This window comes from Streptomyces sp. NPDC051567, from assembly GCF_044454165.1.
Classification (GTDB): domain Bacteria; phylum Actinomycetota; class Actinomycetes; order Streptomycetales; family Streptomycetaceae; genus Streptomyces.
In genome coordinates, this window is the sequence record NZ_JBITDK010000022.1 from 92,086 (window position 1) to 110,090 (window position 18,005).

15 protein-coding genes and 1 CRISPR repeat array are annotated in these 18,005 nt (G+C 69.5%); of the genes, 14 read left to right on the forward strand and 1 reads right to left on the reverse strand.

Annotated features, from left to right (window positions below):
- Positions 1-116: 116 nt before the first annotated feature.
- The 5 genes from ACIA5F_RS22825 (at position 117) to ACIA5F_RS22845 (ending at position 4,107) form a co-directional block, all read left to right on the forward strand.
- Positions 117-332: a hypothetical protein gene (locus ACIA5F_RS22825; RefSeq protein ID WP_399355772.1), complete on the forward strand. Its 216-nt coding sequence runs from the start codon at positions 117-119 to the stop codon at positions 330-332.
- Between the two features lie 437 nt (positions 333-769).
- A complete protein-coding gene (locus ACIA5F_RS22830; RefSeq protein WP_399355774.1) occupies positions 770-1,129 on the forward strand; it encodes a hypothetical protein in 360 nt (119 codons plus the stop codon).
- A gap of 4 nt (positions 1,130-1,133) precedes the next feature.
- The gene (locus ACIA5F_RS22835) at positions 1,134-2,435 is read left to right on the forward strand and encodes a radical SAM protein (RefSeq protein WP_399355776.1); all 1,302 of its coding nucleotides are present in this window, start codon (positions 1,134-1,136) and stop codon (positions 2,433-2,435) included.
- The gene (locus ACIA5F_RS22840) at positions 2,432-3,310 is read left to right on the forward strand and encodes a radical SAM protein (protein ID WP_399355778.1); all 879 of its coding nucleotides are present in this window, start codon (positions 2,432-2,434) and stop codon (positions 3,308-3,310) included. Before ACIA5F_RS22835 ends, ACIA5F_RS22840 begins: the two co-directional genes overlap by 4 nt.
- A gap of 14 nt (positions 3,311-3,324) precedes the next feature.
- Complete coding sequence (locus ACIA5F_RS22845) at positions 3,325-4,107, forward strand: hypothetical protein (protein WP_399355780.1); 783 nt, start codon at positions 3,325-3,327, stop codon at positions 4,105-4,107.
- A gap of 61 nt (positions 4,108-4,168) precedes the next feature.
- On the opposite strand, the gene aspS is transcribed toward ACIA5F_RS22845, so the two are convergent.
- Positions 4,169-5,485, reverse strand: a complete 1,317-nt coding sequence (gene aspS, locus ACIA5F_RS22850; RefSeq protein WP_399355782.1) for an aspartate--tRNA(Asn) ligase — start codon at positions 5,483-5,485, stop codon at positions 4,169-4,171.
- A 982-nt stretch (positions 5,486-6,467) separates the two neighbouring features.
- Here aspS and cas2e (ACIA5F_RS22855) point away from each other — a divergent pair.
- From cas2e (ACIA5F_RS22855) to cas2e (ACIA5F_RS22895), 9 genes are all read left to right on the forward strand, one after another.
- Positions 6,468-6,782: a type I-E CRISPR-associated endoribonuclease Cas2e gene (gene cas2e, locus ACIA5F_RS22855; RefSeq protein ID WP_399355784.1), complete on the forward strand. Its 315-nt coding sequence runs from the start codon at positions 6,468-6,470 to the stop codon at positions 6,780-6,782.
- A gap of 18 nt (positions 6,783-6,800) precedes the next feature.
- Positions 6,801-7,989: direct repeats of the CRISPR family, unit length 28 nt; unit sequence GTCGACCCCGCACCTGCGGGGATGGTCC.
- A 202-nt stretch (positions 7,990-8,191) separates the two neighbouring features.
- The gene (gene cas3, locus ACIA5F_RS22860; protein ID WP_399355786.1) at positions 8,192-11,080 is read left to right on the forward strand and encodes a CRISPR-associated helicase Cas3'; all 2,889 of its coding nucleotides are present in this window, start codon (positions 8,192-8,194) and stop codon (positions 11,078-11,080) included.
- A 293-nt stretch (positions 11,081-11,373) separates the two neighbouring features.
- Complete coding sequence (gene casA, locus ACIA5F_RS22865) at positions 11,374-13,080, forward strand: type I-E CRISPR-associated protein Cse1/CasA (protein WP_399355788.1); 1,707 nt, start codon at positions 11,374-11,376, stop codon at positions 13,078-13,080.
- A 129-nt stretch (positions 13,081-13,209) separates the two neighbouring features.
- Positions 13,210-13,815: a type I-E CRISPR-associated protein Cse2/CasB gene (gene casB, locus ACIA5F_RS22870; RefSeq protein ID WP_399355790.1), complete on the forward strand. Its 606-nt coding sequence runs from the start codon at positions 13,210-13,212 to the stop codon at positions 13,813-13,815.
- Positions 13,816-13,962: 147 nt separating this feature from the next.
- Entirely contained in the window at positions 13,963-15,117 is a 1,155-nt protein-coding gene (cas7e, locus tag ACIA5F_RS22875) for a type I-E CRISPR-associated protein Cas7/Cse4/CasC (RefSeq protein WP_399355792.1), read from the forward strand.
- Positions 15,114-15,911: a type I-E CRISPR-associated protein Cas5/CasD gene (cas5e, locus tag ACIA5F_RS22880; protein WP_399355794.1), complete on the forward strand. Its 798-nt coding sequence runs from the start codon at positions 15,114-15,116 to the stop codon at positions 15,909-15,911. The genes cas7e and cas5e overlap by 4 nt, the downstream gene beginning before the upstream one ends.
- A gap of 5 nt (positions 15,912-15,916) precedes the next feature.
- Complete coding sequence (gene cas6e, locus ACIA5F_RS22885; RefSeq protein WP_399355796.1) at positions 15,917-16,669, forward strand: type I-E CRISPR-associated protein Cas6/Cse3/CasE; 753 nt, start codon at positions 15,917-15,919, stop codon at positions 16,667-16,669.
- A gap of 6 nt (positions 16,670-16,675) precedes the next feature.
- Positions 16,676-17,683 (forward strand): type I-E CRISPR-associated endonuclease Cas1e, encoded by a 1,008-nt coding sequence (gene cas1e / locus ACIA5F_RS22890; RefSeq protein ID WP_399355798.1) that lies wholly within the window; start codon positions 16,676-16,678, stop codon positions 17,681-17,683.
- Entirely contained in the window at positions 17,680-17,988 is a 309-nt protein-coding gene (gene cas2e / locus ACIA5F_RS22895) for a type I-E CRISPR-associated endoribonuclease Cas2e (RefSeq protein ID WP_399355800.1), read from the forward strand. The genes cas1e and cas2e (ACIA5F_RS22895) overlap by 4 nt, the downstream gene beginning before the upstream one ends.
- The last annotated feature ends 17 nt before the right edge of the window (positions 17,989-18,005 follow it).

Sequence of the window (18,005 nt, forward strand, 5' to 3'; positions counted from 1 at the left end):
GACACCCCGGTCACCCTGGCGAGCGCCAGATGACACCAACCGCGTCGTGGCCGTGACACCCGCACCAAGAGGACTCTTACGCCACCTCGAAGACCCCCGGCGAAAGGGAGTGAAACGTGAGTGGCCCCCGCCTTCCCCGACGAACCCCCGGCGCGACCAGCACTCGCTACGAGGCCGTCGTGGCCCCGTACATGGAGACGGACGCCGGCACCCCGCCGGAGCGCCGCGGTCTGCCCCGGGCGGCCGAGGCGTTCCGTAGCAGGAACGGCGATCCCTCCACCTGGAGCTCCGCCCAGTTCGACGCCTTCCTCGGCCTCGGGGGAGCCCAGTGAGCACGCCCACGGAGGCGAACGTCTGGGTCACGGAGGACACCGGGCACCGGCTCCTCGGCCAAGACGTCGCCCACCTCGCCAGCGGACGTCGCGGAACTGTGGGCGCGGTCCTGGTCTACGTATCGAAACTCAACGATAGGCCGGTCAGGAAGGTGGCTCACATGCGCCCGCTGGACCACTCGGGTCGGGAATGGACCGCCGATCCGGACGCTCTCCAGCTGCTCCAGCCGATCACCCACTCGGCACAGCCCAGAGGCGCGAAGGGCTGAACAGGCTTCCCACCAGTGCTGACCCAGCAGTCGACACCGGGCGGGGACGGCGCCCCCGGGCGCCATGCACGAAGCCGGCGAGGTGCCGTACGGCACCAGACCGGCGGCACCAGAGCGGATCCAAGCTGCCCTCCCCGGGCAGTCACCCTTCCACCAAGGAGATCAGCTATGCCGAAGCCCAGGAAAGATAAGCAGAACCACCTCATCTACGCGGACGTCGTGGACTCCAAGTCCAAGGCGGGCGTGTGGATGGGAGAGCGTGCCTCCTTCCGCGACAAGCAGGGCCGCATCCTGGAAGCCCTGAAGGACCGCACCGACTGGGTCAGTCTGGAGGGCGCGGTCATGGTCATCAGCACCGAGCCGGCCGGTCTCACGGTGATCGCGCCGAACCCGACGCTCCCCGGCGTGATCGTCCTCTCCGACGGTGGCTCCCCCGCGGCCTCCGCCCGGCTCCAGACCGACGCCGAGGACAAGGTCCGCGCCGTCATGGCCGAGCTGGGCATCGCCGAAGAGGAAACGGCGGCCTGACCCAGTGGCCACTCCCCAGCTGCTGTGGGGGAAATACTTCCAGTACGACCGGGACGGCGAGGCTGTCCTCCTCGACCCGGTCACGCTGGAGAGTGTGCTTCTCGACCCCGGCGAGGTCTCTGACCTCGCCGGGGTCCCCCCGACCGCGACCCACTTAGCCCTCGCCGGGCTCGGCTTCACCAAGGACGGCCCCGCGGCCGACCGCCGTGAAGCACTCCACCACCGCCTCCACACCCTGGGCATCGACCCGACGCCTCGCAGGATCAGCGGCCTTCGGGTGGTGCTCACCGACCGCTGCAACATGGCCTGCACGTACTGCTTCGTCGACACCAACAGCGGCAAGCCGGACATGACGGAGCAGGAGCTCGCCGCCGGCCTTGAGTTCCTGTTCGAGCAGAACGCCGGGCAGGAGGAGGTCTCGATCCAGTGGTTCGGCGGCGAGCCGACCATCCGCTTCGACCTCATGCAGTATGGCGACGAACTCGCCGACACCCTCGCCGCCCGCTACGGCGTCCAGCGGGTACGGCGCACGGTCGTCACCAACGGCGCCCGGCTGACGGACGAGGCCCTCGACCACTTCGTACAGCGCGAGTACGGGGTGGGCATCTCCATCGATGGCCCACCAGGGATCAACTCGGCGAACCGGCTCCTCCTCGGCGGCCAGCCCGCCGACGACCGCATCCGCCGCAACGTCCGGCGCCTGGTCGAGGCGAAGGGCCTGCACGTTGGCTGCAACCTCACCCCGACGGCATCGAACATCGGGCGCCTCGCTGAGAGCGTGCAGTGGATCATCGACGACCTCGGCCTCAAGTTCATCTACGTCAACACGCCCATCCCCACCGGGGGCAAGTGGCGGGTTAACGGCGCGGACCTGGCCCGGGAGCTCTACGAGGCCCGCCTGACCGCGCTCGGGAAGGGCGGGATGCTCTTCTCCGTCCTCGACCGGGCCTTCCAGGCCCTCGACACCCGCCGGCCGATGCTGTTCGACCACATGCAGGGCGACCGCAGCCTCAACGCCGCCCTGTTGCCCGGCAACCGGGTCAGCGTGTGCGACATCAACTTCACCGAGCCCGAGTTCCTCCACACACTCGACGAGCTGCGGTCGGACCCCAGCCGCCTCACAAGGGCTACGAAGAAGGTCGCGCCGATCCCCGCGTGCGGCGACTGCCCGGCGCTGGCCATCTGCGGCGGCCCGTCCCGCAACGAGCAGGCCCTCATCGGCGGCAGCACGCCCGACCCGCAGATGTGCGCCTTCTACACCAACACCGTGGCCATCGCGGTATGGGACAACACGGGGGTGCAATGAGCACCCCGGTCCGTACAGCACTGGTCTCGACGGCGGGGCACTGCGAGGTCGCGTGCAGTTTCTGCTTCCGGGCCGACCGCGCCCGCGGCTTCCTCACCACCGCCACGTACACGCGCGCCCTGTCGCGGCTGAAGGAGAACGGGGTCGAGGGCGTGTGCCTCACGGGCGGTGAGCCGACCCACCACCCGGACCTCCGGCAGCTCGTCCGCCTGGCCCTCCAGTTCGGCATGACTGTGTCCATGGTGACCTCGGCCCGCTCGGAGGCTGAGGTCACCGCCCTCGCGGAGGTCGGCCACCTTCTGACCAATGTGACCGTCTCCGCAGACTCGCAGGGCGCGATGACACTCGGCCGCACCACCCGGAGTGCGGCCTCAGCGGTCGCGACGCTGGACGCCGTCGACACCCCCTCGAAAGTCCTTCACCTCACCTACTGGGATGTGGACGACGACGAAGCCGCGCAGCTCGCCGACCTCGTAGCGGGAACGGGGATCGACGTCCAGCTGAGTCCCGTCCTCCTCTCCGAAGCCGCCCTGCGCCGGGATAACCGATCACTCCAGGACTCCCTGGTCCAGAGGGCGCGCGACACGGCGGCACTCGACCAGTACTTCCGCCTGTCCAACGGATACCGGTCCTACCTCGACGACCTGCGGCAGCTACAGCTGTCCAAGGAGGAGAGTCACCCCTGTCGGTCGGCCACCCTCTACATGTCGGCCGACGGCGAGGTGCGGCACTGCCCCTACGGAGCATCCGAGGTCAGTGTCCACGCCCCACGTACCGAGATACGAGCCTTCCTCGACGCGCCGGCCACGGACCGCGTCGGACCCGACTGCGCCGCCATCTGCCGCCCCGCGTCCCGCGACTGCGCGGCGGCCTGACCTTGGGGGTCCACGTGCACCCGTCGGTCTCCGTCACCGATCCCAACGACTTCAACAGCCACTGGAGGCAGCCGCCGAACTTCCGCATGCAGGTCCCGTTCGACTACCTGTTCCTACCGGCGATCGACATCCTCGACCACGTCCGCCGGGACGAGGAGGTGCGGTTCACGGTCCTCGGCGAGGATGACTGGGCGGTGCGCATGGGGCGCACGGCCGCGTTCCGGACGGCCCCGGTCGAGGAGATCGCCACGTGGCCGTTCCGTCTGGTGCACTTCAACCTGACCCGGTTCTACAGCGAGATCCTGGCCGGCTTCCAGGACGAGGTCATGGTGCCTTGGCGCACCTATCTGTCGTCGCAGGGATTCACGTGGCAGCGGTGCGCGCCCATCCTGTTTCTGTCCACCGAAGGCGCGGCCTCGACCTACCACAACGACAACTCGCATGGTCTGGTGTGGCAGGTCCAGGGGGTCAAGACCTTCCACAGCTACCACAACCCCGACAAGCACCTGTCTCCCGAAGCCGCGGTCCTCGGTGAGACCACCGCCGAAGATCCCCCACCGCACGACGAGGCGCAGCGGCAGTCGGTGACGATGCAGCCAGGCGACCAGCTGTGGAGCCACGCCCTGACACCGCACTGGGTCACCACCGAATCGCCGCTCGCGCTCAGCGTCACCCTCTCCCACGGCGGCCTGTCCCGCCGCGGCCGATACGCCGACCGCGAGCTGGCGCTGCGCGACCACTGGGACAAGAACCCTGCCGAGGCGTGGACGCTCGACCTCGGCCACACCCGTTACTGAGCGAGCCCCAGCTGCCCCACCGCCAGACAGGCGGTGGGGCAGCAGTGCGTGTACCCCTGGCTCAGGGGGTGAGGCGGTTCGGTCCCCGGAACAGGAACGCGGCCTCGCGGATCGAGTCCAGGCCGAGCATGACCATCAGGATCCGGCCCAGGCCGGCGCCGAGGCCGCCGTGGGGCGGGCAGCCGAAGCGGAAGATGTTCATGTAGTCCTGCATCGGCTCGGTGTCCATGCTCTTCTCCTCCGCCTGCTTGAGCAGCACGTCGGAGCGGTGCTCACGCTGGGCCCCGGTGGTGATCTCCAGGCCCTTCCAGAGCAGGTCGAAGCTGAGCGTGAGGTCCGGCCGGTCCGCCGGACGCATGTGGTAGAAGGGCCGGATACTCGCCGGGTAGTGCGTGATGAACACGAACTCGTGCCCCGTGAGCCGCTTCATGTGGGCGGCGATGGTGCGCTCACCCTCCGGGTCCAGGTCCTCCTTGACCCCCTCCGGGTCCCACCCACCGGCCCGCAGGATCTCCTGCGCCTCGGCCATCGTGACCCTGGGGAACGGAGCCTCCGGCACGACGACCTCGAGACCGAAGACCTCCCGGATCGCCTCACCGTGGACCTCGGCGACCTTCGCGATGGCGTGAGCGAGCATCCGCTCCTCGAACGCCATCACGTCCTCGACGTCGTCGATCCACGACAGCTCGACGTCCACGCCGGTGAACTCGGTCGCGTGCCGGGAGGTGTACGACGGCTCGGCCCGGAAGACAGGCCCGATCTCGAAGACCCGGTCGATGCCGGCGGCCACGGCCATCTGCTTGTAGAACTGCGGCGACTGCGCGAGGTAGGCCGACCGGTCGAAGTACCCGAGCTTGAACACCTCCGCTCCGGACTCCGAGGCGGTGCCCATCAGCTTCGGCGTGTGCATCTCCGTGCAGCCGTTCCGCATGGCGTACTCGCGCAGCCCCTGCTCCAGGGTCGTCTGCGCGGCGAACACCATCTGCGCGGTGGCCCGCTTGCGTACGTCGAGGAACCGCCAGTCGAGCCGGTGCTCGGGGCCGGTGTGCTCGTCGATCGGCAGCGGTGTCTCCGCCCGGTTCAGCACCTCGATCGTCTCGGGGACGATCTCCAGGCCACCCAGGTTGACCTGGGCCGCCTCTACGACGCGTCCGGTGATCCGGACGGCGGACTCGGGGGTAAGCGATTCGATGACGGCTTCGAGCTGGCCGCCGTCGCGCTTGTGGGTCACCTGGGCCATGCCGGAGTGGTCCCGCAGGATGACGAACTGCATCTTGCGCTGTAGCCGGAGTGCGTTCACCCAGCCGGATACGGTGACGGTCTGGTCGAGGTGCGCGCGTAGGTCGGAAACCAGTACGCGGCTAGTGGTGTGGATCATCGCAGCCCTCCAGGGGCGTCGTCATGATCCCTTGGAAGCGTGGGCGAGAAGGGTACTCGCGGTGCCACCACGCCTTTGCCACCGCCAGACAGCGGCGGCCTCATTCAGCCCGATGACGGGGGCAAACCGGCGGGGCATTAGGCCCGAGGGCCTTTCCTCCCCGCGCTCGGGAGGGTCTTCACCACGGGTGCGAGTCCGCCTTCACAGCTGCCGGCGGCTCTCTCTGCTCGCGTGATCCGTGGCTACTCGTCTCCGTCGACGCGTTGGTCACGAGGATAGGGACCCCATCAGGCTCCTGCAACGCAATCAGCGGGATGACGCAAGACTTGACTGGATGGCGTGCATGATCACGAACAGGTCGGTGCAGGTGCACCGACGGCGGCAACGGTTTCCGCACTGGCCCGCCTTATTCCTCCGCCGTCTTACTGAGGGGAGCGTCACTGCCGTGACCCGCCGGACCGCGCATCAATGTGATCGGTATGGGGGAATCCCCTGCGCGAGAGCCTGGGTGTGTCGTCTGATCACGTCGTCTCGGCCGTGGGTTCGAGTCCCACCCGCCCCACAGAGAAATCCCAGGAAGAGTCGTTCTGACCTGGGAAACTCATTTTCGGGCGCCTAATGGCGGTGTGGCGAACGCGAGTCTTCGCGTGCCGCAGATGAGTCTTGGGCAGCTGTGACCTGGGCTCTTGTCGTGGCACGTCCATGGGAGCGTCGAGAACTGTCCCACCTGCCTGGGCTTCGGTCGACGAGTTCAGCGGCTGACGTAGCGTTGACCCTGGCTCCACATGGCGGTCCCCGGTCATGTGCTCGGACCGCGATCCGGTGGACACTTGGCGGACGCGGGGCGGTCGGCGCTCGTGGAGCCGTGGAGGGGGGCGGGAGACATGGGACGCGTTCGGGATCGAGCTGCCTCCACCCGAGCGGGCCGTTCCGCGAGGAGCGACGAGAGCGGTGTTCGAAGGCCTCCCGCCCGCAATCCGGCATGTACGCGTGGGGCCCCGTCGTCTCCGCCGTCCCGGAGGGTCTTCGCGGGCACTTCACCCGCCGGATGGTCGAGGCCAGCGCCGGTGTGTTCGTCGGTAAAACCGGCCGCAGGGTCCGTGACCGTCTCTGGGAAGTTCTGGCCACCCGGATCGGCGATGTTCAGGTGATCCTGACCGAACGGGCTGCCAGCGAACAGGGGTGGGCCGTCCGTACCGCGGGCCGTGACCGCTGGCATCCCGTCGACTTCGACGGCCTGATCCTCTCGGCCCGCCCCAAGAAACAACTAAATGAAAACAGCCCCTCCGCCCGGTAAAGTCCCAGCTCAACAAGTGTCGACCCCGCACCTGCGGGGATGGTCCGGCGGCGTCGATGGCACGGGCGCGGATCCGGGAGTCGACCCCGCACCTGCGGGGATGGTCCCACGAGCCCGGCGCCGGTGGCCAGCGCGGTCGCGTCGACCCCGCACCTGCGGGGATGGTCCGTCCGCCGGCGCCTGCGCGTGCGCCCGGCCGTGGTCGACCCCGCACCTGCAGGGATGGTCCTACACGCCGCTGCCGGCGCCGCCCCCGCCGGTCGTCGACCCCGCACCTGCGGGGATGGTCCGCGAGCGGATCGCCCTTCAACGTCCAGGAGGGGGTCGACCCCGCACCTGCGGGGATGGTCCGGTCCTGACCGCCGCCGCGCTTCCCGTCGACGCGTCGACCCCGCACCTGCGGGGATGGTCCGGTCGCGGCTGTTTCTGCGGGTGCGGTGAGAACGTCGACCCCGCACCTGCGGGGATGGTCCGGCGGGCGTGTACTACGCGGCGGTGATGGTGGCGTCGACCCCGCACCTGCGGGGATGGTCCCAGGAACTCCCGGGGGCCGTGGGGTCCCGTGCAGTCGACCCCGCACCTGCGGGGATGGTCCGTGGAACGGGCTCCCCCCCACACCCCCCGGAGGGTCGACCCCGCACCTGCGGGGATGGTCCGGGCAATGCGGAACGGCACTGGGACCGCGCCGAGGTCGACCCCGCACCTGCGGGGATGGTCCCCGGGACGCCCTGGACATCCTGGAAGCCAACCCGTCGACCCCGCACCTGCGGGGATGGTCCGATCAACCGCTTTGGCGTCAGCTTCACCAAGGAAGTCGACCCCGCACCCGCGGGGATGGTCCGGGCCACGCCGGGGACATGATCCGCGTCAACCGGTCGACCCCGCACCCGCGGGGATGGTCCGAGGTGCTGCGGATGGTCGCGGACGGGCTGACGGTCGACCCCACACCCGCGGGGATGGTCCGCCCCCGCAGGGTTTCCAGCGGGGGCTCTGTGGGTCGACCCCGCACCCGCGGGGATGGTCCGGCTTCCCTGAGTTCGCCGATGCCGAGTCCCGGGTCGACCCCGCACCTGCGGGGATGGTCCTCGGAGAACGAGGAGGTTTTCGCTACCACAACCGTCGACCCCGCACCCGCGGGGATGGTCCGATGCTCCGTATGTCGGGGTCCCGGGTCTCTTCGTCGACCCCGCACTCGCGGGGATGGTCCAACGAGGGCCGCGTGGCACCGGGGTCGGTCATGGTCGACCTCGTGCCCATAACCCCGTGCTTCCGGATGGCGGGCTGTCGTTCGGCGGTGGTGGTGGTGTTGGGCCTCTTCCGGGTTCAGGGGTGTTGGTTTCCGCAGTTCAAGTCGTGTTGTCAGTGGTGGCCCCTAGGCTCTGGTGGTCTTCGGGTGAGTACGTGGGGGCATGGTGGATGTACAGCAGCTGAGTAAGCGTTATGAACCTTTTGTGGTGCATGGGTTGGAGGTGTTATGGGGAAAGTCGCGGGAGCGGGCGGGTGGCACCACGAACCTTCTGATGGCGCACCTCCTGGACACTGCCGCGGTCGCGGAGCTGTTGTGGGACGGCTTCCTTGCGCGTTCGACACGTTCGGCGCTGGATCGGATCGCCGGCGGGCCGGGGCGGGGGCGGGGGTTGTTCGCCTGGTTGTGCGGGCTCCATGACTGCGGGAAGGCGACACCGGTGCATCAGCGTCTGTGGCCCGAGGGCGCGGAGGCGGTGCGCCGGTCGGGGCTGACCTGGGTCGAGTCGGCTGCTGTGGCGGGGGTGAAGAGCAAGAAGCGCTGGCGGCACGACTGGGCCGGTGGGCTGATGGTGCGTGAGCTGCTGGCCTCGGCCGGCTGGGGCCCGGAGCAGGTGGACTGGGTGTGGCCGTTGGTGGCCGGGCACCATGGTGCGTTTCCTTCGCTGCGGGACGTTCAGGAGCCCAATCAGGCGAAGGGGCAGTTGCGGGGGAGGGGACGGTGGCGTCAGGTTCAGCAGGCGGTTCTGGACGTGTTCACCTGGGAACTCGGGTTCGGGGGCCTCGGTGAGCTGCAGCCCGTGACGGTTCCGTCCAGGGCGTTGCAGTTGCAGCTCAGTGGTCTGGTGGTCATGGCGGACTGGATCGCGAGTGACGAGCGCTTCTTCACCGGCATGGATGAGCTGCGGCCGGTGAGTCTGGACGCTTCCCGTGAACGGGCGGCGTCGGCGTGGAAGGCCCTGGGTCTCCAGCGGGGCTGGGGTGCCCTCACCGTTCCGGCGCCCGAAGCGTTCCGGGACCGGTTCGGGTACGCGCCACGCCCTTCGCAGGTCATGGTGGTCGAAGCGGCCCGCAGGATGGGCGGCCCGGGGCTGATGGTGATCGAGGCGCCCATGGGGGAGGGCAAGACGGAGGCCGCTCAGGCGGCGACGGAAGTCCTGGCGGCCAGATTCGGGGCGGACGGCGTTTTCGTGGGGATGCCGACGCAGGCGACCAGCGATCCCATGTTCACCCGCACCCGGCGGTGGGTGGAGGCCATCGACGGTGATCTGGCGTCCCGGGTGGTGCTGCTGCACGGCAAGAGGGCCTTCAACCGTGAGTGGAAAGCTCTGCTGGGGAACGCGGGGACATCCGTGGACGAGGCGTTTCGAGGAGTCGACGAGTTCGGGATGGACGAGGACCCCTACGGGGTCGAGTCCGAAGGGTGCGGAGGGCATGAGCGCAAGGCCCCGGCGGACTGGTTCCTCGGGTCGAAGCGCGGGCTGCTGGCTCCGTTCGTCGTCGGCACGGTCGATCAGCTCCTGTACGCGGCCACCCGCACGCGCCATGTGATGCTGCGGATGGCGGGGCTTGCGGGCAAGGTCGTGGTGCTGGACGAGGTCCACGCGTGCGATGTGTACATGAGCCAGTTCCTGACGGAGGCGCTGCGCTGGCTGGGCCAGGCGGGAGTGCCCGTGGTCGTTCTCTCGGCGACGCTTTCCCCCGCTCAGCGGCAGGCGCTGTTCGAGGCGTATCTCGCGGGTGCGGCGTCACGGGAGGAGTTCCGGGCGGACATTCCGGTTCCGCAGGGCTATCCGAGCGTCACGGCAGCATGGTTGCCGGCCTCCGGGGAGGCCCAGTTCCATGTGGACGCGACGGACAGCTGGCGCGAGGACCTCGACGTGGCGGTGCGAGTGGTGCCGGAGACCGTGCCCGGGGCGCGATCCACACGTGCGGAACGGGAGCTGTTGCAGGCGGAGGCGGATGCCGGTGTAGGCGATGTGCTGGCGAGGGAACTCGTCGACGGGGGGACCGCGCTCGTCATCCGCAACTCCGTCGCGCGGGCGCAGAGTCTCTACGAGGAGCTGCGCGGGCGGTTCGGTGATGACGAAGTGCGCCTTCTGCACGCCCGTTTCACGGTGGCCCGGCGTGCCGATCTGACGGAGGAGAGCCTGCGTCTGCTGGGGCCGCGGACGCCGCGGCCCCGGGGAAGCCGGTTGATCCTGGTGGCGACCCAGCTCGCCGAGCAGTCCTTCGACGTCGATGCCGACGTGCTGGTCACGGATCTGGCCCCCGTCGATCTCCTGCTGCAACGCGTCGGACGGCTGCACCGGCACGCGAACACGTGGCGCCCGGACCGGCTGCGCGTGCCGCAGGTGTTCGTCACCGGTTTCGAGCCGCGTGAGGGCCGTGAGCCGGCCTGCGCGTTCGCCAGCGAGATGATCTACGGGCGTCATCTGCTGCTGCGGACCGCTGCCGTGCTGCCCGGTACGGGCGAGACGTGGTCGATCCCGGGAGACGTGCCCGGCTTGGTGGAGAAGGTGTACGGGGCGGATGCGGCGCTGCTGCCCCAGGAGTGGCAGGAGGCCGGTGAGGTGGCCTGCCGGCAGCAGGGGGACCGGAACCGTGCCCGTGCCGAAGAGGCGCGGCAGTTCCTGCTGACTCCGCACGGTGAGCACGAGCGCCGGACGCTGGCGGGCCTGCACTACGGCGGGTCCACTGCGGGCAGCAATGAGGATTCGCTGCGGGCGGCGGTGCGCGACGGTGATGAATCGGTCGAGGTCGTCCTGGTGGTCCGGGACGAGCGGGACGCGGTCTTCCGGACCCTGGCGGGGCGCGCCTTGAGCGTCAACGGAGATGTGGCACCGGATGTGCTGGACGAGGTGCTGGGCTCGGCGGTGCGGCTGCCGTCGAAGTTCACGCAACCAGCGCTGGAGCTGGGGCCGCTGCCCGGCTGGCACGGGCATCCGTGGTTGCGCCGGAGCCGTGCCCTGGTGCTGGATGCGTCGCGCACGGCCCGTTTGGGCGAGTTCACCGTGTCGTACGACGACGATCTCGGTCTCCGGCAGCTGTAGAGACTCGGCCGGTTGCGGTTGCGGTTGCGGTTGCGGTTGCGCTTGCAGCGGGTCCAACGGGGCCGGTGGGCCGCCGGACTGGCGTCCGGCGGCTCGGCACCCCGCACCGCACGGGGACGACGTGATTCCCGATCTGCCGTGCAAACAAAGAAGGGGATCATCCCCGTCTCCGGGACGTCAGACCCGGAGACGGGGTCAATGGCCGGATTGTTGCACCTGGTTGTGGAGAAGGCGTGTGCATGCCTGAGAGTCACGCTAGCGTTAAACACAGAAGATTCCATTGAGGGGCACCGATGGTTCATGGCTTTTCCCTGACGGACGATCCCTGGCTGCTCTTACCGTCGGCCGCGGGGGGACCCGCACAGGAACGCTCCCTGCGTACGGCGTTGCTGGAGGCGCACGAGTTCGGCGACCTGGTGACGGAGATCCCCACACAGAGACCGGCTGTGTTCCGGCAGGTCCTGCTGCCCGTGATCTTCGACGCCCTGGGCCGTCCGGCCGATGAGCGCGAGTGGACGAGCTGGTACTCCACGGGGCAGTGGTCGCAGGAGCAACGTCTGAGGCTTGAGGCGTATCTGGACGCGCACCGCGGGATGTTCGACCTCTTCGATCCGGTGCATCCCTTCGGCCAGGTCGCCGGCCTGCGTACCGCGAAGGGAGAGACCAAGAGCGCCGGACTGATCGTTGCGACCGCCGCCACCGGCAACAACGTGCCGATCTTTGCTTCGCGTACGGAGGGCGATCCCTTCTTGCTGACTCCGGCGCAGGCGGTGCACTGGCTGCTGCACACGCAGTGCTGGGACACCGCAGCGATCAAGACGGGTGTCGTGGGCGACCCGCAGGCGAAGGCGGGCAAGACCACCGGAAACCCGACCGGGCCGCTCGGGCAGATGGGCGTCACTCTGCTGGTCGGCACGACGCTGTTCGAGACGCTGCTGCTGAACCTCCCGGCCGGAGCCCCGCCGACATCGACCGACCTGCCGCAGTGGAGGAGGCGAGAGCCCGCAGACCCACGGTCGGCAGGCACCCCCCAGTGGCAGGTGCGGGTACCCGAGGGGCTCCTGGACCTGTGGACGTGGCAGTCCCGCCGGACCCGGCTCTTTCCGGAAACGACCGATGAAGGTCTGCGGGTGACCCGCGTACTGGTCGCCGCGGGGGACCGGATGCCTCATACGCCCGAGACCGAGCCCCACACCATGTGGCGCGTGGAGCCGACCGGCCGCCGGAACCCGGGAGGAAGCAGGGGCGGCACCGCGCCGCCACGCCGTCCGCTGCGCCTCCAGCCCGGGAAGGCTGCCTGGCGCGGGCTCGACGCGCTCCTGGCACCCGAGCGACAGTCCCGGGACGCCGGGGAGAGGACGAGCGGATTCGCCACGAGCAAGCTGCTGGACCAGGCCGGTGGCCTGGTGTCTGAACTCGGCGAGGCCTATCCGTTGCGCGTGGAGCTCTCCGGTGTCGCGTACGGCAACCAGTCGGCCGTCATCGACGACGTCATGTTCGATGCGTTGCCCCTCCCGCTCGCCGCCCTTGGCGCCGACAGCGACATCCGCTCCGCACTCCTGGAAGTGGCCGAGCAGGCCGAGCAGTTGGCCACAGCGGTCAACCATCTCTCGGCTGACCTGCGGCGTGCGCTGGGCGCCGAACCGATCCCGTGGGACAAGGGCCAGCGCCCCGGTGAACTCGTCCTGCACGCCCTGGACCCTCTGGTGCGGCGGTTGTTGACAGGGATGCGCGGGCTGGACGACCTGGAGCGCATCGAAGCCGGTCAGCTCGCCTGGGAACAGCTTGCCTGGCGCCGGAGCTGGGAGATCGCCGACCGCCTCCTGCAGGCGGTACCCGTAGGAGCCTTCGTGGGGAGGAGCATCTCCCCGGGGGAGGGGAAGCCGGAGCGTACGCATCGCGTCCCGCTCGCCGAGGCGTCCTTCCTCAGGCGACGGGCGGAGATCCTCCACCGGGCCGACGCCGTTCGGCGCGACAGCAGCAACCCCGACCACAAGTAGGCGCCAAGGCACCTTCTGAAGTGCCGTACACGCGCCATGCCCCGGCCGGGCGATCCGGCCATGCCCAACCGGCGCGTGCCGGCCCGCCCTGGTGCGGCACAGCGTCCCTCATCACGTCTGGACACGGTCATGACCGAAGAAGACCTCACGAAGCAGAGAATCTGGCACCGCTACATCGCCGCGGACGGTACCTGGCGCAGCAAGAACGACAACGCGGCCATGCAGCGCCCGCCGGGGGAGGACCTCGCCGTTCTGCGCCGCGGGCTGGGCCGTCCCGCCGGGACCGTGCTGGAGATGTTCCCGTTCTACACCTGTCCGGTCGACGACTTCGCCGCCCGGCGCGGTGAGGTCTCGGACGACCAGGAGGCCGAGCACATGGCGCTCGCCCTCTACGGGCTGCACCAGCAGAGCCAGGACCGGCCGATGCACCGTGACGGAGCCGGCCTCGGCCGGGCCGTGCTTGAGCTGCGGCGCCACGACCGCACCAGTGACGAGGCCGTCGACTCACGCTTCCAGCAGGCGTTCTCCGCAACGTCGACACCGGCGCTCCAGCTCCGGCTGCGCGGCCTGGTCACCCAGCTCAAGGACATCAAGCAGCCCCTCGACTACGACCGCCTGGCCTCCGACATCCGTGACTGGCACCGGCCCGAGTCCCGCTCCCGGGTGCGCCGCCGCTGGGGCCTGGACTACTACGGCTGGACCCAGAGATCGGCATCTCCGCGACTCGGCCGCTGACCGACAGCAAGCCCGGCGTCCGCCCGCCGTAGACGCCTGCCTGCCGCATACGTCCGCCCGCCGTCGGCGTCCGCCTCCTCCCGCTTCCGCGTATCCGCCCGCAGACCGGCTGAGTACCGCTCACCCATACGACCTGGAGCAATCCCGATGACCCAGCGCCTCTACATCGATGTGCACGTCGTCCAGACCGTCCCGCCCGCCAACCTCAACCGGGACGACCAGGGCAACCCCAAGGAGGCCGTCTACGGCGGCGTCCGCCGTTCTCGTGTTTCCTCCCAGGCGTGGAAGCGGGCGTCCCGGCGGCACTTCGACGCTCAGGCCCCCGAGCACGACCGCGCCACCCGCACCAAGCGCATCACCAGCGAGCTGGCCACCCGGATCTCGCGGCCCACCGGCCTGGACCGCGAGGACGCCGGCCGGATCGCCGCCGCCCTGCTCGCCCAGCTCGGCCTGAGCCAGGGCAAGAAGGCCGGAGACACCGCGTACCTGCTCTTCTACGGCAACGCCCAGCTCGACGCCGTGGCCGCACTCGTCACAGACCGCGTCGCCGACTTCGTGGCCCTGGACGAGAAGGCGCTCACCGAAGCGGTCAAGGAACTGCCCGTCGCGGAGAGCTTCAGGACCGGACACCCCGTGGGCGTCGCACTGTTCGGCCGGATGGTCGCCGACATCCCCAAGCTCAACGTCGACGCGGCCGTGCAAGTGGCCCACGCGCTCTCCACCCATGAGACGCAGCTCGAGTTCGACTACTTCACCGCCGTCGACGACCAGAACGAGCAGGACGAGACGGGTGCCGGAATGATCGGCACCATCGGCTTCAACTCCGCCACCCTCTACCGTTACGCCACCGTCGGATTCGCCCAGCTCACCGACAACCTCGGCGGTGACACCGAAGCCGCCCTCGACGCCCTCGACCGGTTCGTCGACAGTTTCGCGCTGTCCGTACCCACGGGCTACCAGAACTCCTTCGCCCACCGGACCCGGCCCGGCCTCGTCGCCGTCGTCGTGCGTAGCGACCAGCCCGTCAACCTGGTCTCCGCCTTCGAGGAGCCCGTCGCGGCGGAAGCCGGCATCCAGGCGAACTCCGCCCGCCGCCTGGCCGAGGAGCACATCACCGCCACACAGGTATGGGGCGACACCCCCCTCTACGGAGCGGCCAGCCACACGTTCACCACCCGCGACCTGCGGACCAAGGACACCGCCGAAACGCTCACCCAGGCCTTCGGCGAACCCGTCACCTTCGCCGACCTGCGCACCACCTTGCGCGCTCGGATCGCCACGGCCCTGGGGGAACAGGCATGACCGCCCCCGACCGCACCTCCGTCCTCCTGCTACGGCTCGCCGCCCCGCTCCAGTCATGGGGCGACCGCAGCGTCTTCAACCGCCGTGAGACCCGGCCCGAACCCACAAAATCCGGGATCATCGGCCTCCTCGCCGCCGCTGAGGGCCGCTCCCGCCACGCGGCCCTGGACGACCTCGCGGACCTCGGACTCGGCATCCGCATCGACCAGCCCGGCAGCATCCTGCGCGACTACCACACCGTCAGCGACTACCGCAGCCGACCGCTCCCGTCCGCCGCCGTGACCGCCAAGGGCCTCCAGAAGCCCACCTCACCCGCCAAGCACACACACATCACCCAGCGCTTCTACCTCCAGGACGCCGTCTTCCTCGCGGCGGTGGAAGGCCCCCGCGAGCTCATCGCCACCCTCGGACATGCCGTACGCCACCCCGCCTTCCCGCTCGCCCTCGGCCGCCGGTCCTGTGTACCCGCGCAACCCCTGGCCCTCGGCCCGCGCACCGGCTCACTTGAGGACGTGCTGCGTGCGGAGCCCTGGCAGGCCGCCCCCGCGGTACGCAAGCGGTGGGGGCGCGAGAACGGCGATGCCGCCCACATCGACCTTCCCGCCACTCTCGAAGACCCGGCAGGAGACGAAGTCCGCGACGACGTGCCCCTGTCCTTCGCCCCCACGAACCGGACCTTCACCACCCGCCGTACCCGGCACACCTACCTCGCGGCCCCCACCGGCCTCACGCCTGACCCCGCACGGCCCCGGATCACCGGCGGCCACGACCCCTTCGCCCTCCTGGGCTGGTGATCCACATGCCCTATCTCTCCCGCATCCGCATCAACCCCCTGCGCGCCGAAAGCCGCAAACTCCTCGCCAGTCCTCGCGCCATGCACGCCGCGGTCGAAGGAGGCCTTCCCGGCCTGCCCGAACAGGAACGCACCCTGTGGCGGCTCGACCCGGACAACCCCCACCGCCCCCAGTTGTTCGTCCTCACCACCGAAAAACCGGACTGGACCCACCTGGTGGAACGGGCAGGCTGGCCCGGCGCCGACGGCGAGCACTACGCCGTACGCGACTACGTGCCGCTCCTGCGCCAACTGGCACCGGGCCGCAGCTTCGCTTTCCGCCTCACCGCCAACCCCGTCCAGAACACCAACCGGCCCGACAAGCCCACCGAGCGTCAACAGGAACGCATCGACGCCGGAGACCGACGCAGCTTCCGCGTCGGCCACCGCACGGCCGCGGCCCAGCTCGACTGGTTCCTCACCCGCACCGCGCGCTGGGGTTTCGACATCCCCGTGGCCCCGAACCTGGACGAAACCCACGGCGCGGACGGAGAGCCACCCCGCGACATCCGCATCACCACCCGCCAACGCCGCTCCTTCGGCAAAGGACCCGTCACCGCGAAGGAAGCCCACGTCGTCATGAACACGGTGACGTTCGAGGGACACCTGCGCGTCACCGACTCCGCCCTCCTCACCGAACGCCTCCTGTCCGGCATCGGTCCCTCCAAGGCCTACGGATGCGGCCTGCTCACCCTCGCCCCGCTCACCGAAAGGGCATGAACACCCGTGCCTGACATCTGGTGGAAGGCCGACCCCCAGGACCTGCACCGCCTCGTCGACCGCGTCTCCAGCGTCTACGTCGAGCGAAGCCACCTGGACCGCGACGAGAACGCCGTCGTCATCATCAACAAGCAGCAGACCGTCCGGGTCCCCGCGGCGATGGTGGCCGTCATGCTCCTCGGCCCCGGCACCCGCGTCACCCACGGCGCGATCCGCCTGCTCGCCGACTCCGGAACCACCGTGTGCTGGGTCGGCGAACAAGGCGTCCGCATGTACGCGGCCGGTCTCGGCCCCAGCCGGGGCGCCGGCCTCCTTCACCGCCAGGCCTGGCTCGTCACCCGGCCCAAGGAACGCCTCGCCGTCGCCCGCGCCATGTACCGCATGCGTTTCCCCGGCGAGGACGTCTCCGCCCTCACCATGCAGCAGCTCCGAGGCCGCGAAGGCACACGCATCCGCAAGTTCTACCGGGCCCAGGCAGAACGCACCGGAGTCACCTGGCACGGCCGCGTCTACAAAGCCGGCGACGCCTTCGCGGCAGGCGACGACCTCAACCGCCTCCTGTCCGCCGCCAACGCCGCCTTGTACGGCATCTGCCACGCCGTCGTCATCGGACTCGGTGCCAGCCCAGGACTCGGTTTCGTCCACACCGGCAAGGCCACATCCTTCGTCCTGGACATCGCCGACCTCTACAAGGCCGAATACACCATCCCGCTGGCCTTCGACCTGGCCGCACAAGGCCTCACGGAAGAACGCGACGCACGACTCGGCCTCCGTGACCTCATCGCCCGCGACAAACTCCTCAGCCGCATCGTGACCGACGTCAAGAACCTGCTCACCCCCGAAGGAACAGACTTCGACGACTCCGAAGCCAACCTCCTGTGGGACGAGCACCTCGGCACCGTCCCGGGAGGCACCAACTACGCCGGCCGAGCAGACCTCTCGACACACGGAATGACCGACAACCACATCGCGGTCATCGGCCCCGAGATCAACGACACCGAGCCCACACCATGACCGTCATCATCCTCATCGCCGCCCCGGAAGGTCTCCGCGGACACCTCACCCGCTGGATGGTCGAGGCCAGCGCCGGCGTGTTCGTCGGCAACCCCAGCCGCCGAATCCGCGACCGCCTCTGGGAACTCCTGGCCACCCGGATCGGCGACGGCCAGGCAATCCTGATCGAACCCGCCGCCAACGAACAGGGATGGGCCGCCCGCACCGCAGGCCGCGACCGCTGGCAGCCCGTCGACTTCGACGGCCTGATCCTCTCGGCCCGCCCCAAGAAACAACTAAATGAAAACAGCCCCCCTGCCCGGTAAACCCCCAGCTCAACAAG